16 protein-coding genes are annotated in these 19,226 nt (G+C 73.2%); 3 read left to right on the top strand and 13 right to left on the bottom strand.

All coding sequences use genetic code 11. The features are described from left to right. Nucleotides 1–17: 17 nt before the first annotated feature. The gene (locus IH61_RS0125490; protein ID WP_031073785.1) at nucleotides 18–902 is read right to left on the bottom strand and encodes an ABC transporter permease; all 885 of its coding nucleotides are present in this window, start codon (nucleotides 900–902) and stop codon (nucleotides 18–20) included. After that, a complete protein-coding gene (locus IH61_RS0125485) occupies nucleotides 892–1,710 on the bottom strand; it encodes an ABC transporter ATP-binding protein (protein WP_031073783.1) in 819 nt (272 codons plus the stop codon). Before IH61_RS0125485 ends, IH61_RS0125490 begins: the two co-directional genes overlap by 11 nt. Before the next feature lie 263 nt (nucleotides 1,711–1,973). On the opposite strand from IH61_RS0125485, the gene IH61_RS0125480 reads away from it, so the two are divergent. Both IH61_RS0125480 and IH61_RS0125475 read left to right on the top strand, forming a co-directional pair. Then, complete coding sequence (locus IH61_RS0125480; RefSeq protein WP_031073780.1) at nucleotides 1,974–3,566, top strand: sensor histidine kinase; 1,593 nt, start codon at nucleotides 1,974–1,976, stop codon at nucleotides 3,564–3,566. Further along, the gene (locus tag IH61_RS0125475; protein WP_031073779.1) at nucleotides 3,566–4,255 is read left to right on the top strand and encodes a response regulator; all 690 of its coding nucleotides are present in this window, start codon (nucleotides 3,566–3,568) and stop codon (nucleotides 4,253–4,255) included. The genes IH61_RS0125480 and IH61_RS0125475 overlap by 1 nt, the downstream gene beginning before the upstream one ends. 45 nt (nucleotides 4,256–4,300) lie before the next feature. Here the strand turns inward: IH61_RS0125475 and IH61_RS0125470 are convergent, their stop codons facing one another. From IH61_RS0125470 to IH61_RS0125445, 6 genes are all read right to left on the bottom strand, one after another. Then, on the bottom strand, nucleotides 4,301–5,995 hold the full coding sequence (locus IH61_RS0125470; protein WP_051837952.1) for a cation acetate symporter: 1,695 nt from the start codon (nucleotides 5,993–5,995) through the stop codon (nucleotides 4,301–4,303). Continuing rightward, a complete protein-coding gene (locus IH61_RS48815; protein ID WP_234327328.1) occupies nucleotides 5,992–6,603 on the bottom strand; it encodes a DUF485 domain-containing protein in 612 nt (203 codons plus the stop codon). The genes IH61_RS0125470 and IH61_RS48815 overlap by 4 nt, the downstream gene beginning before the upstream one ends. A gap of 125 nt (nucleotides 6,604–6,728) precedes the next feature. Further along, on the bottom strand, nucleotides 6,729–7,424 hold the full coding sequence (locus IH61_RS0125460; protein WP_031073772.1) for a response regulator: 696 nt from the start codon (nucleotides 7,422–7,424) through the stop codon (nucleotides 6,729–6,731). Then, a complete protein-coding gene (locus IH61_RS0125455; protein ID WP_031073770.1) occupies nucleotides 7,421–8,596 on the bottom strand; it encodes a sensor histidine kinase in 1,176 nt (391 codons plus the stop codon). The genes IH61_RS0125460 and IH61_RS0125455 overlap by 4 nt, the downstream gene beginning before the upstream one ends. 67 nt (nucleotides 8,597–8,663) lie before the next feature. Beyond that, on the bottom strand, nucleotides 8,664–9,149 hold the full coding sequence (locus IH61_RS0125450; protein WP_031073768.1) for a DUF1453 family protein: 486 nt from the start codon (nucleotides 9,147–9,149) through the stop codon (nucleotides 8,664–8,666). Nucleotides 9,150–9,313: 164 nt separating this feature from the next. Then, a complete protein-coding gene (locus IH61_RS0125445) occupies nucleotides 9,314–11,425 on the bottom strand; it encodes a DNA gyrase/topoisomerase IV subunit B (RefSeq protein ID WP_031073766.1) in 2,112 nt (703 codons plus the stop codon). 541 nt (nucleotides 11,426–11,966) lie between these two features. Between IH61_RS0125445 and IH61_RS0125440 the strand changes: the two genes are divergently transcribed. Beyond that, a complete protein-coding gene (locus tag IH61_RS0125440) occupies nucleotides 11,967–12,200 on the top strand; it encodes a DUF7455 domain-containing protein (RefSeq protein ID WP_031073765.1) in 234 nt (77 codons plus the stop codon). A 204-nt stretch (nucleotides 12,201–12,404) separates the two neighbouring features. On the opposite strand, the gene IH61_RS0125435 is transcribed toward IH61_RS0125440, so the two are convergent. The 5 genes from IH61_RS0125435 to IH61_RS49685 all read right to left on the bottom strand — a co-directional run bounded on the left by IH61_RS0125435 (nucleotide 12,405) and on the right by IH61_RS49685 (nucleotide 18,994). After that, the gene (locus IH61_RS0125435; protein WP_234327327.1) at nucleotides 12,405–13,340 is read right to left on the bottom strand and encodes a S1 family peptidase; all 936 of its coding nucleotides are present in this window, start codon (nucleotides 13,338–13,340) and stop codon (nucleotides 12,405–12,407) included. Between the two features lie 240 nt (nucleotides 13,341–13,580). After that, nucleotides 13,581–15,230: an RNA polymerase sigma factor gene (locus IH61_RS0125430; RefSeq protein ID WP_267884068.1), complete on the bottom strand. Its 1,650-nt coding sequence runs from the start codon at nucleotides 15,228–15,230 to the stop codon at nucleotides 13,581–13,583. 409 nt (nucleotides 15,231–15,639) lie between these two features. Beyond that, on the bottom strand, nucleotides 15,640–16,515 hold the full coding sequence (locus IH61_RS0125425; protein ID WP_078911388.1) for a FadR/GntR family transcriptional regulator: 876 nt from the start codon (nucleotides 16,513–16,515) through the stop codon (nucleotides 15,640–15,642). A 169-nt stretch (nucleotides 16,516–16,684) separates the two neighbouring features. Then, the gene (locus tag IH61_RS43180) at nucleotides 16,685–17,590 is read right to left on the bottom strand and encodes a hypothetical protein (protein ID WP_031073757.1); all 906 of its coding nucleotides are present in this window, start codon (nucleotides 17,588–17,590) and stop codon (nucleotides 16,685–16,687) included. 3 nt (nucleotides 17,591–17,593) lie between these two features. Further along, the gene (locus tag IH61_RS49685) at nucleotides 17,594–18,994 is read right to left on the bottom strand and encodes an ATP-binding cassette domain-containing protein (RefSeq protein WP_051837950.1); all 1,401 of its coding nucleotides are present in this window, start codon (nucleotides 18,992–18,994) and stop codon (nucleotides 17,594–17,596) included. Nucleotides 18,995–19,226: the final 232 nt, after the last annotated feature.

The following is a 19,226-nucleotide window of genomic DNA, read 5'->3' as shown; positions in this document are numbered from 1 at the left end:
GGGTCAGCGGCCTGGGGTCAGCGGCCGTCGCCCGCGTCGGCGGGCTTCCAGCGGAAGAGCTTCTTCTCGGCGAAGGTCAGCAGCCCCTCGGTGAACAGCGCGACGACGGCGAGGATGGTCATGGCGGCGTACACGCCGGCCGCGTTGAAGGTGCCCTGGGCGGCGGCGACGAGCAGGCCCAGGCCCTTGGTGGCGCCGATGTACTCGCCGACGATGGCGCCGATCAGCGCGAAGCCGAAGCTGACGTGCAGGCTGGTGAAGATCCAGGTGGTGGCGGCGGGGATGACCACCTGGAGGGTGACCTTGCGGTTGGAGGCGCCCAGGATGCGGGCGTTGGCGACGAGGTTGCGGTCGACCTCGCGGGCGCCCTGGAAGGCGTTGAAGAACACCGGGAAGAAGACCAGCACCACGGCGGAGGCGATCTTGGAGGCCGGGCCGAGGCCGAACCAGATCAGGAAGATCGGGGCGAGCACGATGCGCGGGATGGCGTTGAGCACCTTGATGTAGGGCCCGAGCACGTCGGCGAGGAAGCGGATGCGGCCCAGGGTGATGCCGAGCAGCACGCCGCCGATGACGCCGACCACCCAGCCGGCCAGGGCTTCGTACAGGGTGTAGCCGATCTGTTCGCCGAGGGAGCCCTGGGCGGTGCCGTGGGTGATCCACTGCCAGATCTGGTCCCAGATCCTCGACGGCTGGGAGAAGTTGAACGGGTCGATCACCTCGGTGCGGGCACACAGCTCCCACAGCCCGAGGAAGGCGACCAGGACGCCGGCCCTGGCCCCGTACACGCCCAACTTCCTGTTGCGGGCGGCGCGTTGGCGGGCCTCGGTCCTGCTGGTGACGACGGCGGGGGCCGGGGCGGCCTCGGCGGTCTCGACCGTCTCGGTGCTCTCAAGCGGCACGACCCGCTCCTCTCTCACGGGTGATGCGCACCTCTTCGCCGAGGGAGGCCCAGATCTCGCGGTACAGCTCGACGAACCTGGGCTCCAGCCGGACGGCCTCCACGGTGCGCGGGCGCGGCAGGTCGACGGTGAAGACCTCCTTGACGGTGGCGGGCCCGGCGGTCATCACCACGACGCGGTCGGCGAGCGCGATGGCCTCGTCCAGGTCGTGGGTGACGAAGACGACGGAGGAGCCCGTGCCGGCCCAGAGCTCCAGCAGCTGGTCGGACATCAGGGCCCGGGTCTGCACGTCCAGCGCCGAGAACGGCTCGTCCATGAGCAGGATCGCCGGGTCGTTGACGAAGGTCTGGGCGAGGGCGACGCGCTTGCGCATGCCGCCGGAGAGCTGGTGGGGGTAGCGGTCCTCGAAGGCGCCCAGGCCGACGCGGCCGAGCCAGTCGCGGGCGCGCTCCCTGGCCTCGGCGGCGGGCACGCCGCGGAAGCGCGGGCCGGCCATCACGTTGGACAGCACGGTGCGCCAGGGGAAGACGGCGTCCTGCTGGAACACGAAGCCGACCTTCGGGTCGATCCCGGTGACGGGCGCGCCGTGCACCCGTACGTCGCCCTCGGTGGGTTCCTCCAGGCCGCTGACCAGGGTCAGGGTGGTGGACTTGCCGCAGCCGGTCGGGCCGACGACGGCGACGAACTCGCCCTCGGCAACGGTCAGGTCGAGGTCGCGGACGGCGGTGTGCAGGGCGCCGGACGGTGTGCGGAACCGTTTCGTCGCGCCGATCAGCTCGATCGCCGGGATCGCCGGGGTCGCCGTCATGCCCCCGCCTCGCTTCGCTCGCTCATGCATTTCCTCCGGGGTGTGGTGCTTGACCCGGAACGGTAGGAGCGGGCGGCCGACGGCGGGAGCCTTCTCCGCGTAGTGCGACTTCTCCCCATTGAGGGGTGTTCTGCTCGTTTTGCTTGCGCTACAACTGCGGGGACGCCGCTGACAGAAACACGCCGGAAACATAGGGTGTCCCAACCCCGACCCCCACCCATCGGGCCCCACCACCCCCCACGAGCCGCCGAGAGGAGGCCCGGATGAAGCTCCCCCGCTGGCCCCGCCGGGTCTTCGCCCAGCTCCTGCTCAGCCAGACCGTCGTCACCGTCGGCGTCACCGCCGTCACCGCCGGCCTCTTCCTGGCCCCCGTGAGCAGCGAACTGGACCACGACGCCATGCAGCGCGCACTGTCCATCGCCCAGGCCACCGCCACCGACGAGGTGATCGCCAGGGCCGCCGACGCCCGCGACTCCGCCACCGTGCAGCGCAACGCCGAGCAGATCCGCCTGGCCACCGGCGCCAGCTTCGTCGTGATCACCGACCTGGACGGCATCCGGCTCTCCCACACCGACCCCGGCCGGATAGGCCACCGGGTCAGCACCGACCCCGAGCCCGCCCTCAGCGGCCGCAGCGTGACCGCGATCCAGGAGGGCACCCTCGGACGTACGGCGCGCGGCAAGGTGCCGCTGCGCACCGCGGACGGCCGGATCGTCGGCGAGGTGTCGGTCGGCATCAGCGACGACTCGATCCGCCGCCGGCTGCTCAAGATGCTCACCGGCATCCTGCTCTGCGCGGGCGCGGGCCTGGCCGCCGGTACGGTCGCCACCCTCGCCCTGGCCCGCCGCCTCAAGCGCCGCACCCACAACATCGCGCTGGCCGACATCTCGGCGATGCTGATCGAGCGCGAGGCGATGCTGCACGGCATCCGCGAGGGCATGGTGGGCCTGGACGAGCACGGCCGCATCCGCCTCGCCAACGACGAGGCCCTTCGGCTGCTCGGCCTGCCGGAGGACTGCACCGGCGCCCCGATCGGCGCCGTCCTGCCGCCCGGCCGCCTGGCCGACGTGCTGACCGGCCGCATCACCGGCACCGACCTGCCGGCCGTCCGCGACGACCGGGTGCTGGTGGTCAACCGGACGGCCACCGCCGAGGGCGGAGCCGTGGTGACCCTGCGCGACCGCACCGAACTGGAGTCGCTGGTGCGCGAACTGGACACCACCCGCAGCCTCACCGAGGCGCTGCGCGCCCAGGACCACGAGCACGCCAACCGGATGCACACCCTGCTGGGCCTGCTGGAGCTCGGCCGCCACGACCAGGCGGTGGCGTTCATCTCCGAGCAGTCCGGCTCGCACGCCGTGGTCGCCGCCCGGATCGCCGAGCAGGTGCAGGACCCGCACGTGGCGGCGCTGCTGGCGGGCAAGACCGCCGTCGCGGCCGAGCGCGGGGTGCGTCTGGTGCTCACCCCGGCCGCGCACCTGCCCGACGCCGTGGTGGACGCCCGGACGCTGGTGACGGTGCTGGGCAACCTGGTCGACAACGCGGTGGACGCCATGCCGGCCGGCGGCGGCCGGGTGGAGGTCAGCCTCGCGGCGGCCGGCTCCACCCTGCTGCTCCAGGTCGCCGACAGCGGCCCCGGAGTACCGGAGGACCTGCGCGAGCTGGTCTTCGAGGAGGGCTGGACCAGCAAGGACGCGCCCGCGCACCGCCCGCGCGGGCTGGGCCTGGCGATGGTGCGCCGCCTGGTCGAGCGCACCGGCGGCCGGATCGTGCTGGACGCGGGCCCGCTCGGCGGCGCCCGGTTCACCGTCGAACTGCCCGAGGCCCTGCTCACCCCCCTGCCCGTGGAGGCGTGATGATCGACGTACTCGTGGTGGACGACGACTTCCGGGTGGCGGACGTGCACGCCGCCTATGTGGCGAAGGTGCCGGGCTTCCGCGTCACCGGCACCGCCCACTCGGCCGGTGAGGCCCTGGCCGCCCTGGAGCGCCGCCCGGTGGACCTGCTGCTGCTCGACCACCACCTCCCCGACGAGACGGGCCTCGCCCTGGTGCGCCGGCTGCGCGAACGCCAGGTGGCCTGCGACGTGATGATGGTGACCGCCGCCCGGGACGTCTCCACCGTGCACGCCGCGATGCAGCACGGCGCCCTGCAGTACCTGGTCAAACCGTTCACCTTCGCCGGGCTGCGCGACAAGCTCGTCGCGTACGCGCAGTTGCGCCACGCGCTGGCCACCCCGGCCCGCGAGGCCGGCCAGGACGAGGTGGACCGGCTCTTCGCCACGCTGCGCAGCGCCGCCGCCCCGGCCGGCCCCCTGCCCAAGGGCCACTCGGCGCCCACCACCGACCTGGTGCTCGGGGTGCTGCGCCGCGAGGGCCGGCCGCTGTCAGCCCAGGAGGTCGCGGACGCCACGGGCCTGAGCCGCTCCACCGCTCAGCGCTACCTCAAGCAGCTGGAGCGGGACAGCCGGCTGCGGCTGACCCTCCGCTACGGCGACACCGGCCGCCCCGAGCACCGCTACGGCCTGGCGGCGAGACGGCCGTAGACATGTGGAGACCGTAGACATGTGGACATGGGCGGGCACGACGGCTCAGGCCGCGCCCGCACCGGTGAGAGCCCGCACCTCCAGTTCGGCGAAGCGGTCCGCGTCGGCGGGCTCCGCCGAGGTGATCGTCCCGATCCAGCCGGCCAGGAAGCCCAGCGGGATGGAGACGATGCCCGGGTTCTCCAGCGGGAACCAGTGGAAGTCGACACCGGGGACCAGCGCCACCTTCGTCCCGGAGACGACCGGCGAGAAGACCACCAGCACGATCGCCGGCACCAGCCCGCCGTACACCGACCAGACCGCGCCCCGGACGGTGAACCGCGACCAGAACAGGCTGTACAGCAGCACTGGCAGGTTGGAGGAGGCGGCCACCGCGAAGGCCAGGCCGACCAGGAACGCCACGTTCAGCTGCTGGGCGAAGAGGCTGATGGCGATCGCGGCCGCGCCGATCCCGACGGCGGCGATCCTCGCCACCCCGACCTCCTGGCGCTCGCTGACCTCGACGGCGTTCCCGTCCGAAGCCTCCCGGGAGGCGGGCACCGCGCCCCGGCGCAGCAGGGAACGGCGGGGCCGCCCGCGCCAGGCGCCGGCCCAGATGTCGTGGGCGAAGGCGGCCGAGGAGGCCAGGGTGAGCCCGGCGACCACCGCGAGGATGGTGGCGAAGGCGATCGCCGAGATGAGCGCGAACAGCACCACCCCGCCGGTGCTGCCGTTGCCGCCGCCGAGGACGAGGGCGAGCAGCGGGACGGCGGTGTTCCCGGCCGAGTTGGCGTGCCGCACCTCGGCCGAGCCGACGAGCGCGGTGGCGCCAAGGCCCAGGGCGATGGCCATCAGGTAGAAGGCGCCGACCAGGCCGATCGCCCACATCGTGGAGCGCCGGGCGGCCCGGGCGGTGGGCACGGTGTAGAAGCGGGAGAGGATGTGCGGCAGGCCCGCGGTGCCGAGCACCAGGGCGAGGCCGAGGCTGACGAAGTCGAGGCGGCTGGTGAAGGTCGCGCCGTACTTGAGGCCGGGTTCGAGGTAGCGGTGGCCGGCGCCGCTGTGCTGGGCGGCCTGGCGCATCAGTTCGCCGAGGTCGCCGTGGAAGCGGATCACCAGCAGGACGGTGAGCAGCACCGAGCCGGCGATGAGCAGGAACGCCTTGACGATCTGGATCCAGGTGGTGGCGCGCATGCCGCCGACCGTGACGTAGACGATCATCAGGCCGCCGACGGCGATGATGGCCCAGGTGCGGGCCTGCGCGCTGTTGGTGCCGAGCAGCAGGGCGACGAGCGAGCCGGCGCCGACCATCTGGGCGACGAGGTAGAGCAGGGTGACGACGACGCTGGCGCCGCCGGCCGCGGCGCGGACCTTGCGGCGGCGGAGGCGCAGCGCGAGGACGTCGGCGAGGGTGTAGCGCCCGGCGTTGCGGACGAGTTCGGCGACGAGCATCAGCACGACCAGCCAGGCGACGAGGAAGCCGATGCTGTAGAGCACGCCGTCGTAGCCGTACAGGGCGATGAGCCCGGCGACGCCGAGGAAGGAGGCGGCGGAGAGGTAGTCGCCGGAGAGCGCGAACCCGTTCTGCAGCGGGGTGAAGTCGCGGCCGCCGGCGTAGAAGTCCTCGGCGGCGTTGCCCCGGCGGCCGACCCAGAGGGTGATGCCGAGGGTGACGAGGACGATGACGGCGAACAGGACGATCGCGAGGGCGTGGTGGTCGCCTGCGGGGGCGACGGGCGGCGGGGTGGCGGTCGTCGTCATCGCAGCTGGTCCTGGGTGTCCCAGCGCAGGCCCAGGGCGGCGCGGTCGCGCTTGGTGCGGGCGTTGCGGGCGTAGAGCCAGGTGAGCACGAAGGTGCTGGCGAACTGGAGCAGTCCGAGCAGCCAGGCGACGTTGAGCGGGCCGGCGACCTGGGTGCGCATCAGGGCGGGGGCGGTGGCCTGGGCGGCGACGTACATCAGGTACCAGCCGAGGAAGACGCCGGTGACCGGGAAGACGAACGAGCGGTAGCTGTGCCGGATGGCCTGGAAGGCGTCGCTGGCCTGGACGGCCCGGTAGACCTCGGTGCTGTCGACGGCGGGCTCGGGCGTCGGCTCGGGCCGTACGGGCGGAGCGGGCGGAGCCGGCGGCACGACGGGCTGCGCCGGTACGGCCCGGGCGACCGGCGCGGCGGGTACGACCGGCGCGACCGTGGGAGCCGGAGCGGTGTACCCCGGACGGTCGGCGCCCGGCCGGTGCACCGGGGGCTGCGCCGGTACGGCCGTTCGGTGGCGTACGGCCGGGGGCTCGGCGGCGGTGGCGGCGGCCGGAGCGGCCCACCAGTCGAATCGCTGTCCCTGCCCGGGACTGCTCGTCTGCTGCTGTGGCACAACTGCTCCTGGACCGGCGGGCTTTCTGACCCGACCCATGATGGGGGCCGCCGGAAGGCCCTCCTGACCATCGCAGATACGTTCACTCGATGAGGTGATCGATGATCCGACAGACACTCATCGCACTACTGCTGCGTACCGGTGATTCCGTGCCGAAAGGCGTACGCGACGGCCTGCGCGCGGTCCCGGACGCCGGTCTTGGCGAACAGGTTGTTGATGTGGGTCTTCACCGTCGCCGGGCTGACGAACAGGCGTTGGGCGATCTCGGTGTTGGAGAGCCCCTGGGCGATCAGCGCCAGCACCTCGGCCTCCCGGGCGGTGAGCCCGTCCGGCAGTTCCCCGGGCGCGGCGGCGGGCCGTACGACGGGCGGCGACGGCGCGACCTTGGGAGCGGAAAGCCGTTCCAGCAAACGGAGTTGGACCTGCGGGGAGAGCCCGGCCGCGCCCGAGCGGACGTCCGCGATGGCCTTGGCGATCTCCTCGCCGCCGGCGTCCTTGGTGAGGTACCCGCGGGCTCCGGCCTGGAGCGCGGGGAACAGCGAGTCGTCGTCGGCGTAGGTGGTGAGCACCACCACCTCGATGTCAGGATGGGCCGCCCGGATGCGCCGGGTGGCCTCGACCCCGTCGACCCGCGGCATCCGCAGATCCATCAGCACCACGTCCGGGTGATGCCGCTCCACCAGGGCGACGGCCTCCTCCCCGTCGGCGGCCGCGCCGACCACCTCGATACCGGGCAGCAGCCCCAGCAGCATCACGATGCCCTCGCGCACCACCGTCTGGTCGTCCGCGACCAGCACCCTGGTGACCGCCGTCCCGCTCATGCCGGCACCCGCAGCAGCACGCGCCACCCTCCGTCCTCCGGGCCCGCCAGCAGGGTGCCGCCGAGCAGTTCCGCGCGTTCGCGCATCCCCAGCAGACCGTACCCGCTGCCGCTGTCGGCCAGGCCCGTGGCCGCGGACTCCTCCGCCGACTGGCCGCGCGGCGCCCGGGGGTTGCGCACCTCCAGCTCCACCGAGCCGTCCAGGTAGCGCAGTTCGACGGTGCACCGGGCGCCGCCCGCGTGCTTGCGGACGTTGGTGACGGCCTCCTGGGCGGTGCGCCGCACGGCCAGGCCCGCCTCGGCGGCCAGCGGGCGGGGCGTGCCGGTGACGGTGAGCACGGCCCGCTCCCGCCCGGTCAGTTCGACGAGGAACTCCCCGACCGGCGTGAACTCCCCGCGCAGCGCGGACAGCGCCTGCCGCGTCTCGGCCAGCCCGTCCTGCGCCATCCGCCGGGCGGCGACGACCCGTTCGCGGATCTGCTCGCGGTCCGTCCCGGCGTCCAGCATCAGCCGGGCGGCCTCGAGGTGGACGAGCTGGGCGGAGAGGCTGTGGGCGAGCACGTCGTGGATCTCCCGGGCGATCCTGGCCCGTTCGGCGAGGGCCGCGCTCTCCGCCTCGGCGGCCCGGGCGGCGCGCTCCTGGGCGAGCAGCCTCCGGGCGGTGCCGCGCGCCTCGATGTCCAGCCGCATCAGGTAGCCGAGCAGGGTGATCCCGAGGAGGGTGCCGCCGACGGCGAGCCAGTTCGCCCAGCTGGCCGCCGCGTACGAGACCATCGCGGACGCCCCGACGAGCGCCGCCGCCCCGAGCGGAAGCCGGACGATCGCCGTCACGGCCAGTCCCATCCACAGCAGGTCGGCGAGCGTGTACGCCTTCCCCCAGTTGGCCAGCCAGGCCGCCCCGACCACGGCAGCCGACAACAGGTAGGTGGCGGTGGGGCGTTGCTCCCGGCTGGCCTTCAGGTACGCCCCGCAGAGCCCGGCCGCGGCGATCAGCCCCGCCCCCGCGGCGACCGCGGCCCAGCCGGTGTACCGGCCGTTCGAGAAGGTGCCCCAGCCGACGAAGGTCAGCATGGTGATCCGGCCGAGCAGGGTGAGGATGCGCCGCGGCCGGCTCTCCGCCTCGCGCTCCAGGCCCTCGCGGGAGGGCCAGCGGGTCGCGTTCCACCCGGCCACGGGCTCCTCCTCGGTGTTCGGGTCCGGCTTCCGTTCTCGGCGTTCGTTCTCGCTGCTCAGCCGCTTCTCAGTGGAGCACGGCCTCGGCCTCCGCCACCGGAAGCGTCCGGACCCTCCAGTTCACCACGAGCGAGCGGACCAGCAGCAGGACGGCGATGCCGAGCATCAGCGAGCTGCCGGACTGGTGGACGCCCAGGGCGCTGCCCGCCGCGTAGATGCCGATCCGGATGCCGATCATCCCCGCCCAGGCGGCCACGGTGGCCTTGGTGCCGCGCACCCAGGTCTCCCCCTCGGGCGTGCGCCAGATCCGCACCGTCCAGCCCCAGACCGTGCCCATGGCGAGCACCGCGACCAGGGAGGCGACGAGCAGGGTGACCGACAGGGCCGCGTGCGCGTGGTCGACGAGCTGCGGGTCGCGCAGTCCGAGCCCGCCGAGGATCAGCGGCAGGACCCAGAACCGGCGCTCCGAGTCCACCTTCTGGGGGCGCATCTGGCGGCCGACCACCAGGGCCACCACCCCCAGCGCCACCGCGACGTCGAACAGCGTGTTCATGGGGACCCTCCGTCCCGAGGTGCCTTCTACCGACCTCTCCGACGCTACGGAAGCGGCGGCCCCGGCTGATCGGCGTCGGGGTGGACGGCGGGTGGAACCGGACGCGCGAGGGCCCTCCACCCACGGGTGGAGGGCCCTCCTCGAGCGCGCGGACCGGGCGCGGCTCAGGCGTCGATGCGGGAGCGGTCCAGCGTGGCCGCCGAGTCGACGATGAACTCCTTGCGCGGGGCCACGTCGTTGCCCATCAGCAGGTCGAAGATCCGCTCCGCCTGCTCCAGGTCGCCGAGGTTGATCCGGCGCAGGGTGCGGTAGCGCGGGTCCATGGTGGTCTCGGCCAACTGGTCGGCGTCCATCTCGCCCAGACCCTTGTACCGCTGCACCGGCTCCTTCCAGCGCTGGCCCTTGCGCTGGAACTCCAGCAGGGTGGAGCGCAGTTCGGCGTCCGAGTAGGTGTAGTGGTACTTCTCCTGGCCGCGCTTGGGGCTGGTCAGCTCGATGCGGTGCAGCGGCGGCACGGCGGCGAAGACCCGGCCCTGCTCGACCATCGGCCGCATGTAGCGGTGGAAGAGGGTGAGCAGCAGGGTGCGGATGTGCGAGCCGTCGACGTCGGCGTCGGCCATGAAGATGACGCGGCCGTAGCGGGCCTGGTCGATGTCGAAGGTACGGCCCGAGCCCGCCCCTATCACCTGGATGATCGCGGCGCACTCGGCGTTCTTGAGCATGTCGCTCACGGACGCCTTCTGCACGTTGAGGATCTTGCCGCGGATCGGCAGCAGCGCCTGGAACTCGGAGTTGCGGGCGAGCTTGGCGGTGCCGAGCGCCGAGTCCCCCTCGACGATGAACAGTTCGCTGCGGTCCACGTCGTCGCTGCGGCAGTCGGCCAGCTTGGCGGGCAGGGAGCTGGTCTCCAGCGCGGTCTTGCGGCGCTGGGCCTCCTTGTGCTGGCGGGCCGCGACCCGGGTGCGGGCGGCGGCGACGATCTTCTCCATGACGGACCGCGCCTGGAGCTTCTCGTCCTTCTTCGCCGAGGTGAGGAACGCCTTGAGCTCCTTGGCGACGACGGCCGCGACGATCCGGTTGGCCGCCGAGGTCCCGAGCACCTCCTTGGTCTGGCCCTCGAACTGCGGCTCGGCGAGCCGGACGGTCACGACGGCGGTGAGGCCCTCGGTGGCGTCGTCCTTGGTGATGTCGTCCTCGGCGACGCGCAGCAGCTTGGCCGCACGCAGCGCCTCGTTGACCGTCTTGGCCAGCGAGCGCTCGAAGCCGGTGACGTGGGTGCCGCCCTTGGGGGTGGCGATGATGTTGACGAAGGAGCGCAGGGTGGTGTCGTAGCCGGTGCCCCAGCGCAGCGCGATGTCCACCCCGAGGTTGCGGGTGACCTCGGTGGGGGTCATGTGCCCCAGCTCGTCCAGGACGGGCACGGTCTCCTTGAAGGTGCCCTCGCCGTGCAGCCGCAGCACGTCGCAGACCGGCTTGTCGGGGGCGAGGAACTCGCAGAACTCGGCGATGCCGCCGTCGTAGTGGAAGACGGTCTCCTCGATCTGCTCGCTCTCGGTGAGCCGTTCGTCGCGCACGACGATGGTCAGGCCGGGGACGAGGAAGGCCGTCTGGCGGGCGCGGTTGTGGAGGGTCTCGACGGAGAGCCTGGCGTCCTTGAGGAAGATCTGCCGGTCGGCCCAGTAGCGGGTGCGGGTGCCGGTGCGGGTCTTGGGCACCTTGCGGACCTTGGCGAGGCCGTTGGCGGGCTCGAAGGCCGCGTCCGGGCCGGTTTCGGCGTACCGACCGGGGGTGCCCCGGCGGAAGCTGATCGCGTGGGTGTGCCCGCCGCGGTCGACCTCGATGTCCAGGCGGGCGGAGAGGGCGTTGACCACGGAGGCGCCCACACCGTGCAGACCGCCGGAGGCCGCGTAGGAGCCGCCGCCGAACTTTCCGCCCGCGTGCAGCTTGGTCATGACGACCTCGACGCCGGACAGCCCGGTCTTGGGCTCGACGTCCACGGGGATGCCGCGCCCGTTGTCGCGGACCTCCACCGAGGAGTCGGCGTGCAGCAGGACCTCGATGCGGTCGCAGTAGCCGCCCAGCGCCTCGTCGACGGAGTTGTCGATGATCTCCCAGAGGCAGTGCATCAGGCCGCGACTGTCGGTCGAGCCGATGTACATGCCGGGTCGCTTGCGGACGGCTTCCAGGCCCTCAAGGACGAGCAGGTGCCGAGCGCTGTAGTTGGAACCGTCGTCGCCGGCCAGCAGCGCGGACGGCACGGTCGTTTCGGCACTCACGGCGGCACTCTCCTCGGTCAAGTTCTGTCTCGTCGGTCACATCCGGACGTGTCCGGACCGTCCGCCAGTGCAGCACGCCGCACCGACAGTCGTCGCCCAGCGTGCCCGAGCCCCTGCGCGGGGTGCTCGGCACGGCGGGCCGGGCCCGTGCGGCTTGTACGCGCTGCGCGAACAAGGACCGCGTCCGGGTGTGGGTCCCGCGGGCCCCATCTCCGCGCGGTGGCACCGGTCCTGGCGGACCGTGGGGCCCGGCGCAGGCTCCGGAACTGCCGTTATGCAGGCTACCGGCGCCCGGGGCGGGGCTTATGCTCCAACCCGGCAGAGGATTATGCTACGCGGACCTCGCACCCCATCCCGATCGGGCGTTCGAGGAGAGGGCCGCTCCCGGGATTTCGGTACGCATGAACCACCGGCCCCCGGGGCACGTCCTCATCAACACAAGCAGAATCCTCAGAGAAGAAAAGCCACGAGCGGGAACGTTTTCGACCTGGTTGGATGTTGACCCTGGTACGACAGCTCGTCGAGCTAGAGAAGAGGCGACGTGACTACTGTTCTGACCCCTGCGAGCCCGCTCACCGCGGCTGACCGCTGCGACCGATGCGGCGCCCAGGCTTACCTGCGCGTCGTACTCGCCAGCGGTGGAGAGCTGCTCTTCTGCGCCCACCACGGCCGGAAGTTCGAGCCCGAGCTCAAGAAGATCGCCGTGGAGATACAGGACGAGAGCGGCCGTCTGAGCACCACCACGACGGCGACGGCCTCCGACAGCGAGCGCTGATCCGGCGCCGCATCCAACAGCAACGTCGAGCTGTTACCGGTCGCGTGCGGTGCGCGACCGGTGGGCCGGGCGATCGACCCCCTCGGGGGCCGGTCGCCCGGCTCCGTCGTTTCCCGAACGGTTCTCCCCCGTTCGTTCCGGCCGCACCGGCGGGCGCCCGACGCCGCGTCAGAACGTGACCGGCCGGTCACCCGGCGCAGACCCTCACAGCCTGGAGCGCACCGCGTCGGCGACGGAGGAGACCCGGGTGTAGACGCCCGGGTGGGCCGCCTCGGCGCAGCCCGTCCCCCAGGACACCAGGCCGACCAGCCGGCCGGAGACGACCAGCGGGCCGCCACTGTCGCCCTGGCAGGCGTCCTTGCCGCCCTTCTCCTCGCCCGCGCACACCATGCCGCGGGCGTCGAACTTCCCGTCCTGCCCGCCCGGGTAGGCGTGCGCGCAGGTCTGGTCGGAGATGACCGGCACGTCCACCCCGCGCAGCCCGGGCGAGTAGTCGCCCCGCCCGGTGGTGTCGCCCCAGCCGAACACCGTCGCCCGCGTCCCGGCCGCGTAGGGCGCGCTCTCGCCCTGGCCGACGAACTCGATCAGGGGGCGGTTGCCCTGCGACTCGGCGAGGGTGAGCACCGCGACGTCGTTCATGTTGGCGGCGAAGGAGTAGTCGGGGTGGACCCACACCGACGTGACCACCACCTCCCGCCCGGCCGAGCCGCGCAGGTCGTCCCGGTCGAGGACCACCCTGAGCCCGGGCCGCTCGACGCGGGTGCCCTTGGGCTCGTCGTAGAAGCAGTGGGCGGCGGTGATCACCTTGGTCGGGGAGATCAGCGCTCCCCCGCAGAACTGGCCGGAGCGGCCGCTGCCGAACTGCTGGCGGCTGGAGAGGGCGACCATCCACGGGTGGTCGGCGGTGCTCACCGCGTCGCCGCCGACCACCCGGCGCTGGGCCTCGGCGGGGCCGGCCGCGCCGAGCGCGACCAGCGGGACGGGCACGGCGGCCAGCAGCGCCAGGACGGCGGCCCGGCGGCGTCGGCGCGGGCCGGCGGGGGTCGAGCCGGGGGGCGAGGCGGGGTTCGGCACAGGGGTCGGAGCGGGGGTGTGGGCGGGGGTCGGCAGATCGGCTCGGTCCAGGTCAGCGCGGTCCACGTCGGGCAGCACCGTGACTCCAGTCGGCTCGGTAGCGGGGCAACCGGCACAGCGTAGGGGACCGGCTACACTGTGCGACCCCTTCTCAACACTCCTCCACCCGGACGGGCGACAAGTGCCACCCGGACGCTGACGGACGCGGCCACTCACACGCCCCGGAAACGCCCGAGGGCCCGGCAGCCGTGACGCTGCCGGGCCCTCGTCGCGCGACGCTCGTTGCTCGCCGCGAAGGTTCGTCCATCAGTCCAGGTAGTCGCGCAGCACCTGGGAACGCGACGGGTGGCGCAGCTTCGACATGGTCTTCGACTCGATCTGGCGGATGCGCTCACGGGTGACCCCGTACACCTTGCCGATCTCGTCGAGCGTCTTCGGCTGACCGTCGGTCAGGCCGAAGCGCATCGAGACCACGCCGGCCTCGCGCTCGGACAGGGTGTCCAGTACCGAGTGCAGCTGCTCCTGGAGCAGGGTGAAGGAGACCGCGTCGGCCGGGACGACCGCCTCGGAGTCCTCGATCAGGTCACCGAACTCGCTGTCGCCGTCCTCGCCGAGCGGGGTGTGCAGCGAGATCGGCTCACGGCCGTACTTCTGGACCTCGATGACCTTCTCGGGGGTCATGTCGAGTTCCTTGGCCAGCTCCTCCGGGGTGGGCTCGCGGCCCAGGTCCTGGAGCATCTGGCGCTGGACGCGGGCCAGCTTGTTGATGACCTCGACCATGTGCACCGGGATGCGGATGGTGCGGGCCTGGTCGGCCATGGCGCGGGTGATCGCCTGGCGGATCCACCAGGTGGCGTAGGTCGAGAACTTGTAGCCCTTGGTGTAGTCGAACTTCTCGACCGCACGGATCAGACCGAGGTTGCCCTCCTGGATCAGGTCCAGGAAGAGCATGCCGCGGCCGGTGTAACGCTTGGCCAGCGAGACCACGAGGCGGAGGTTGGCCTCCAGCAGGTGGTTCTTGGCCCGGCGGCCGTCCTCGGCGATGATCTCCAGCTCGCGCTTGAGCTTGGGGGCGAGCTTGTCGGCGGCCGAGAGCTTGTCCTCGGCGAACAGGCCGGCCTCGATGCGCTTGGCGAGCTCGACCTCCTGCTCGGCGTTGAGCAGCGGGACCTTGCCGATCTGCTTCAGGTAGTCCTTGACCGGGTCGGCGGTGGCACCGGCGACGGCGACCTGCTGGGCCGGCGCGTCGTCCTCGTCGTCGTCGGAGAGGACGAAGCCCTCCGACTCCTCCTCCGGACCGCTCTCGCCCTCGGCCTTGTCGCCCGGCAGGGCGGCGTCCTCGAGGACCTCCTCCTCGCCGACGGCCTCCGCCTCGTCGCCCTTGCCGGCCTTGGAGGCGGTGGTCTTCTTGGCGGCGGTCTTCTTGGCCGGCGCGGCGGCCTTCTTCGCCACGGCCTTCTTGGCCGCGACGGCCTTCTTCGCGGCGGGCGCCTTCGCCTCGGCGGCGACCGAGGTCGACTCCGAGGCGATCTCGGCGGACACCGTGGGAGCCGGCGCCGTTGCGGCGGCGACGGCCGGAGCCGCGACGGGCGCACCGGGAGCGATGCGCACGGGCGGCTTGGTCGGGGCCGACGGGGCGGCCGGGGTCCGGGTGGTGACAGCCTTGGTGGCGGTGCGCTTGGCGGGGCTCTTGGCGGCAACGCTCTTGCGCTTGGCGCCGGCCGGCTCGGCCGCGCTCACCATGAGCTCCACGCCCTCCTCGATCAGTACCTGATTGAGGCTGCGCATGACGTTCTTCCACTTGGTGACCGGGATCTGGTCCGCCTCGAACGCCTGGCGCACGTCGTCACCGGCGATCTGCCCCTGGGCCTTGCCCCGCTCGATGAGCGCCAGCAGAGCTGCGGACTCGGCGATCTCGGGGGGAAGCGAACGGGATGTGCTGGCCGACACGAACAACCTCTCGGACGATGAGTGGACTCGAACCCGGACCGGCCGCCCGAGCGGGCGGGGAAGGAGATCGCGTGCCTGGGCATGCGCTGTCGATTCCGACCGACTCGGGCTTGAGGACTGGGGTCAACGGGACGGCAGCAGCGCCGCGGACCAACACAGCGTTCTGACATGTTGGAGTATTCCGGAGCTGCTTCCGCTCAGGACACATCGCTGCCACTCGTCAAGTGTTACGCATGGCCTTCGTGTCGCGGGTCACACCGCTCGGCGCCCGCGGCCACGGGGGCCGGAGTCCATCATCGCGCACTCGCCGCGGAACGTACGAGGGCCCTCCGGCGGCGCCGCTCGGTGCGGCCGGAGGGCCCTGGGGGTGGAGTGACGGGCGGGCGGGTGTCGGCCGCGCACCGGAACGGCCCGCTCAGTGCTCCCGGGGGGCGGGGACGGACGGCTCGATCTCGGGGTGGACGGTGAGCAGCGCCCGCATCGCGGCCTCGCCCGCGGTGCCGTCGCCCGCGCCCAGCGCGTCGACCAGCCGGGCGTGCAGGCCGACCGAGGACTCGGAGGGCCGCTCGCAGGAGATCGTCGGACCGCCGGAGACCTGGAGCGCGCACGAGACGATCCCGGAGAGGTGCTCCAGCATCCGGTTGCCGGCCAGCTGGAGGATGAGCCCGTGCAGCTCGGCGTCCGCCCGGGTGTAGGTGGCCAGGTCGGCCTGGGCGGCGGCGTGGCCCATGATCTCGACGAGCTCGGCCAGCCGCTGCTGGGCGTCCTCGCGGCCGTGGCCGGCGGCGAGCCGGGTGGCCAGCGGCTCGATCGCCCAGCGCAGCTCGAACAGCTCGCGGCGCTGCTCGTCCCGCTGCGGGCCGAAGGCGCGCCACTCGATGATGTCCGGGTCCAGCAGGTTCCAGTCGGCCACCGGACGGACCCGGGTGCCGACGTTCGGCCGGGCACTGACCAGGCCCTTGGCCTCCAGCACGCGCAGCGACTCCCGCACGACGGTGCGGGAGACCTCGAAGCGCTGGCCGATCTCCTCGGGGACCAGCGGGCGGTCGGCGCCGAGGTCGCCGGAGACGATCATCTGGCCGAGCTGCTGGACCAGCTGGCCGTGCAGGCCCCGGCCGCGGCTGCTGGTGGTCTTGCGGCCGACCCGGGAGAGATCGGACTCGGCGCCCTCCCAGCGGGGCGCCGGCGGGGTCGGCCGGTCGGCGTAGGTGAAGCGGTCCAGATCGCCGGGGACGATGGGCCCTTCGGCGGAACGGGCGGGGGTCATGGTGGGGTGCGCAAGGGTGTTCACGCCTCATTTGTCGGCGATCGGCAGGCGCAGCTTGAGAATTCTCGTGAAAAGCACACGAAAGGGTGATCGACCGTGACTGGATAATTGACTTCTTATCAGGAAGAACCGCGCATTACGGTCGGGGCTGGTCGATCTTGGTGGTTCGGGGCGCTGCCGGTGCCCTCGGGGGTCAGAGCGCCCGGCGGCGGGCCTGGAGCACCAGGACAACGAGCAGCAGCAGGCCCGCCGGGGCCGCGACGGCCGTGAGCAGCGCCGGATCCGTCAGCGCCGCTCCCCCGGCCGCCGCCTGCCGGCTGCCGCCGTACACCCAGCCGTACGCCCACTCGATGCCGGACTGGAAGGGCAGCAGCTCGGCCGCCCGCTCCGGCCACGGACGGCCCGTCTGACGCAGCAGCACGGCCACGCCCGTCTCCAGCAGCGGCGGCAGCGCGCACAGCAGCAGGACGCCGACGACGGCGCTGCGGGTGAGCGAGGCGGTCAGCACGCCCGTCCAGGCGGCCACCACGGTCAGCAGGACGAAGGCCAGCAGCGCGGCCGGGACGCCGTGGCCCGCCACCAGGCCCAGCGGGGCGAAGGCACCCGGCAGGTCGTCCAGCCCGGACAGCCCGGCGCCCGTCAGCACCTCGGAGACCCGGGCCGACAGCGCGGCGGGCTCCGACCGGGCCGCCACCGTCACCGCGTCCGGCAGGGCCAGGTGCACGGCCACCGTGTCCAGCAGCAGGCCGGCCAGCGCCAGCAGCGCGGCCACCGGGCCGATCACCAGCAGCTTGGCCAACAGCAGCCGCACCCGGCGCGGATAGGACACCAGCGAGGCGGGCAGCCCCGGGTGGCGCACCTCGTGCCCGTACGAGAGGGCGCCCAGCGCGCCCGCCCCGAGCGCCGCGAAGGGCAGCGGGATCAGCGGGACGGCGGCCGTCAGCAGCCGCACCCCGGCCGGGGCCCCGAGCGGGCCCGCCGGGGCCTGGCTCGCCAGAACGGCGGCCACCACGGCGTCGACCAGCAGGACGGCGGCCAGCAGCAGCCAGGTGGAACGCAGGCCGCGCAGTCGGCGCAGCTCGTAGGCCAGGACTCGCACGGTTCACTCGCTCCGGTGGTCGTCGGGGGCGGGGATGTCGGTCAGGTGCCCGCCGTCGGAGGCGAGGCGGGTGGCCCGGGCCAGCCGGACAGTGTCGTCGGCGAGCAGGTCGGCGGCCCCGCCGCGTCGGGCGGGCGCGGCGGCCCGCACGGGGTGCGGCGGTCCGGCGGGGCCCTCGCGGTGGAGGCGGTCCACGGCGACGGCGGGCGTCCGGGTGTGCGGCTCCTCCCGGCGCGGGGCCGCGCCGAGGGCGGTCAGGGCGGTGCGGGAGGCGCGGGCGGTGCGGGAGGCGCGGGAGCCGTTGGTGGCGGGGGCCGGGGTGACGGGCAGGGCGGGGGTGAGCGGGGACGGTTCGGGGTGGCCCGTTCTGTCCGTTCCTCCCGTTCCTCCCGCTTCCTGCGCTGCCTCCGCCTGGTCCGCCGACTCGTCCGGTCGTCGGGCGGGTTCGGGTGCGGGCTCCTCGGCGGTGAGCCGGACCTGGAGGTGTCCGGAGCGGCCCGAGGGGACGGGCAGGGTGGCCCGGGGCGCCGGCCGCTCCACCACCCGGTCGGCCAGCTCGTGCAGCAGGATGCCGTTGCGGTAGGCGAGTTCGCCGATCTCGGTGCGGTCCAGGCCCGCCACCGCGAGGCCCACGTTGCCGTCCCGGCGGACCTCCGCGCCCTGGCCCACCAGCAGGTCGGCCAGCCGGGCCATCTGCGGCCCCCGGACGGCGACCTCGGGGCTGAGCCTGGTCCGGCGGAACTCCGTCACCGGCTGGTCGGCCACCAGTCGGCCCTGGTCCAGGGTGATCACCCGGTCGGCCAGCTGGGCGGCCTCCTGGGGGGAGCGGGTGGTCACCAGGACGGTGCCTCCGGCGACCGCGAAGGAGCGCAGGAAGGAGTGGAACCACTCGACGTTGCGCGGGGACAGGCCCTCGGCCGGTCCGTCCAGCAGCAGGGCGGCGGGGTCGCCGAGCAGGGCGGCGGCCAGGGCCAGCCGGCGGTGCATGCCGGGCGAGAAGGTGCGCAGCCGCTGCCCGGCGACGGCCGCCAGCCGGGTCTGCTCCAGCAGTTCGTCGGCCCGCCGGGCCGGGACGCCGACCGCCGCCGCCAGCATCCGCAGGTGGCCGCGGGCGGTGCGGCCCGGGTGTCCGGCGACGGCCGCGAGGCCCTCCCCGGGGCCCGGCAGCAGGACGCCGACCTCGCGCTCGGGGTGGCGCAGCCTGCGGTAGGTGCGGTCGCCGAAGAGCGTGACGCCCTGTCCGCGTTCGAGTTCGAGCATCAGCCGCAGTGCGGTGGTCTTGCCCGACTCCTCGGCGCCGAGCAGCGCGGTGACCAGGCCCGGACGGACGTCGAAGGTCAGATCGAGCACGGCGGGTGGAGCGCCCTTGCGGTAGACCTTGGTCAGTCCGGTGCTCTGGATCATCGCTGGTCGCTCCCATGCCCTCGGCCGGTCCCGCTGGACGCGGGGCCCCCTGGTGGGCCGGCGGCTACCCGCACGGCCTCGCGCCAGCACATTAGGGGTCGGCGGGGGCGATTTCGGGCATTACGACGGCGGCGCGGGGCCCTGGGCCGCCCACCTCACCCGATCAGGGGACAATCCGATCCTGCGATTCCCGGGCGGGGTAACGGGGTTGGGCCCCGCCGTTCAGGCGCGG

Origin of the sequence: Streptomyces sp. NRRL WC-3742 (assembly GCF_000720635.1) — a bacterium.
In the GTDB taxonomy this organism is placed as follows: Bacteria; Actinomycetota; Actinomycetes; order Streptomycetales; family Streptomycetaceae; genus Kitasatospora.
The sequence above is the reverse complement of the archived record's forward strand: the minus strand, read 5'-3'. Positions and strand labels throughout refer to the sequence as shown.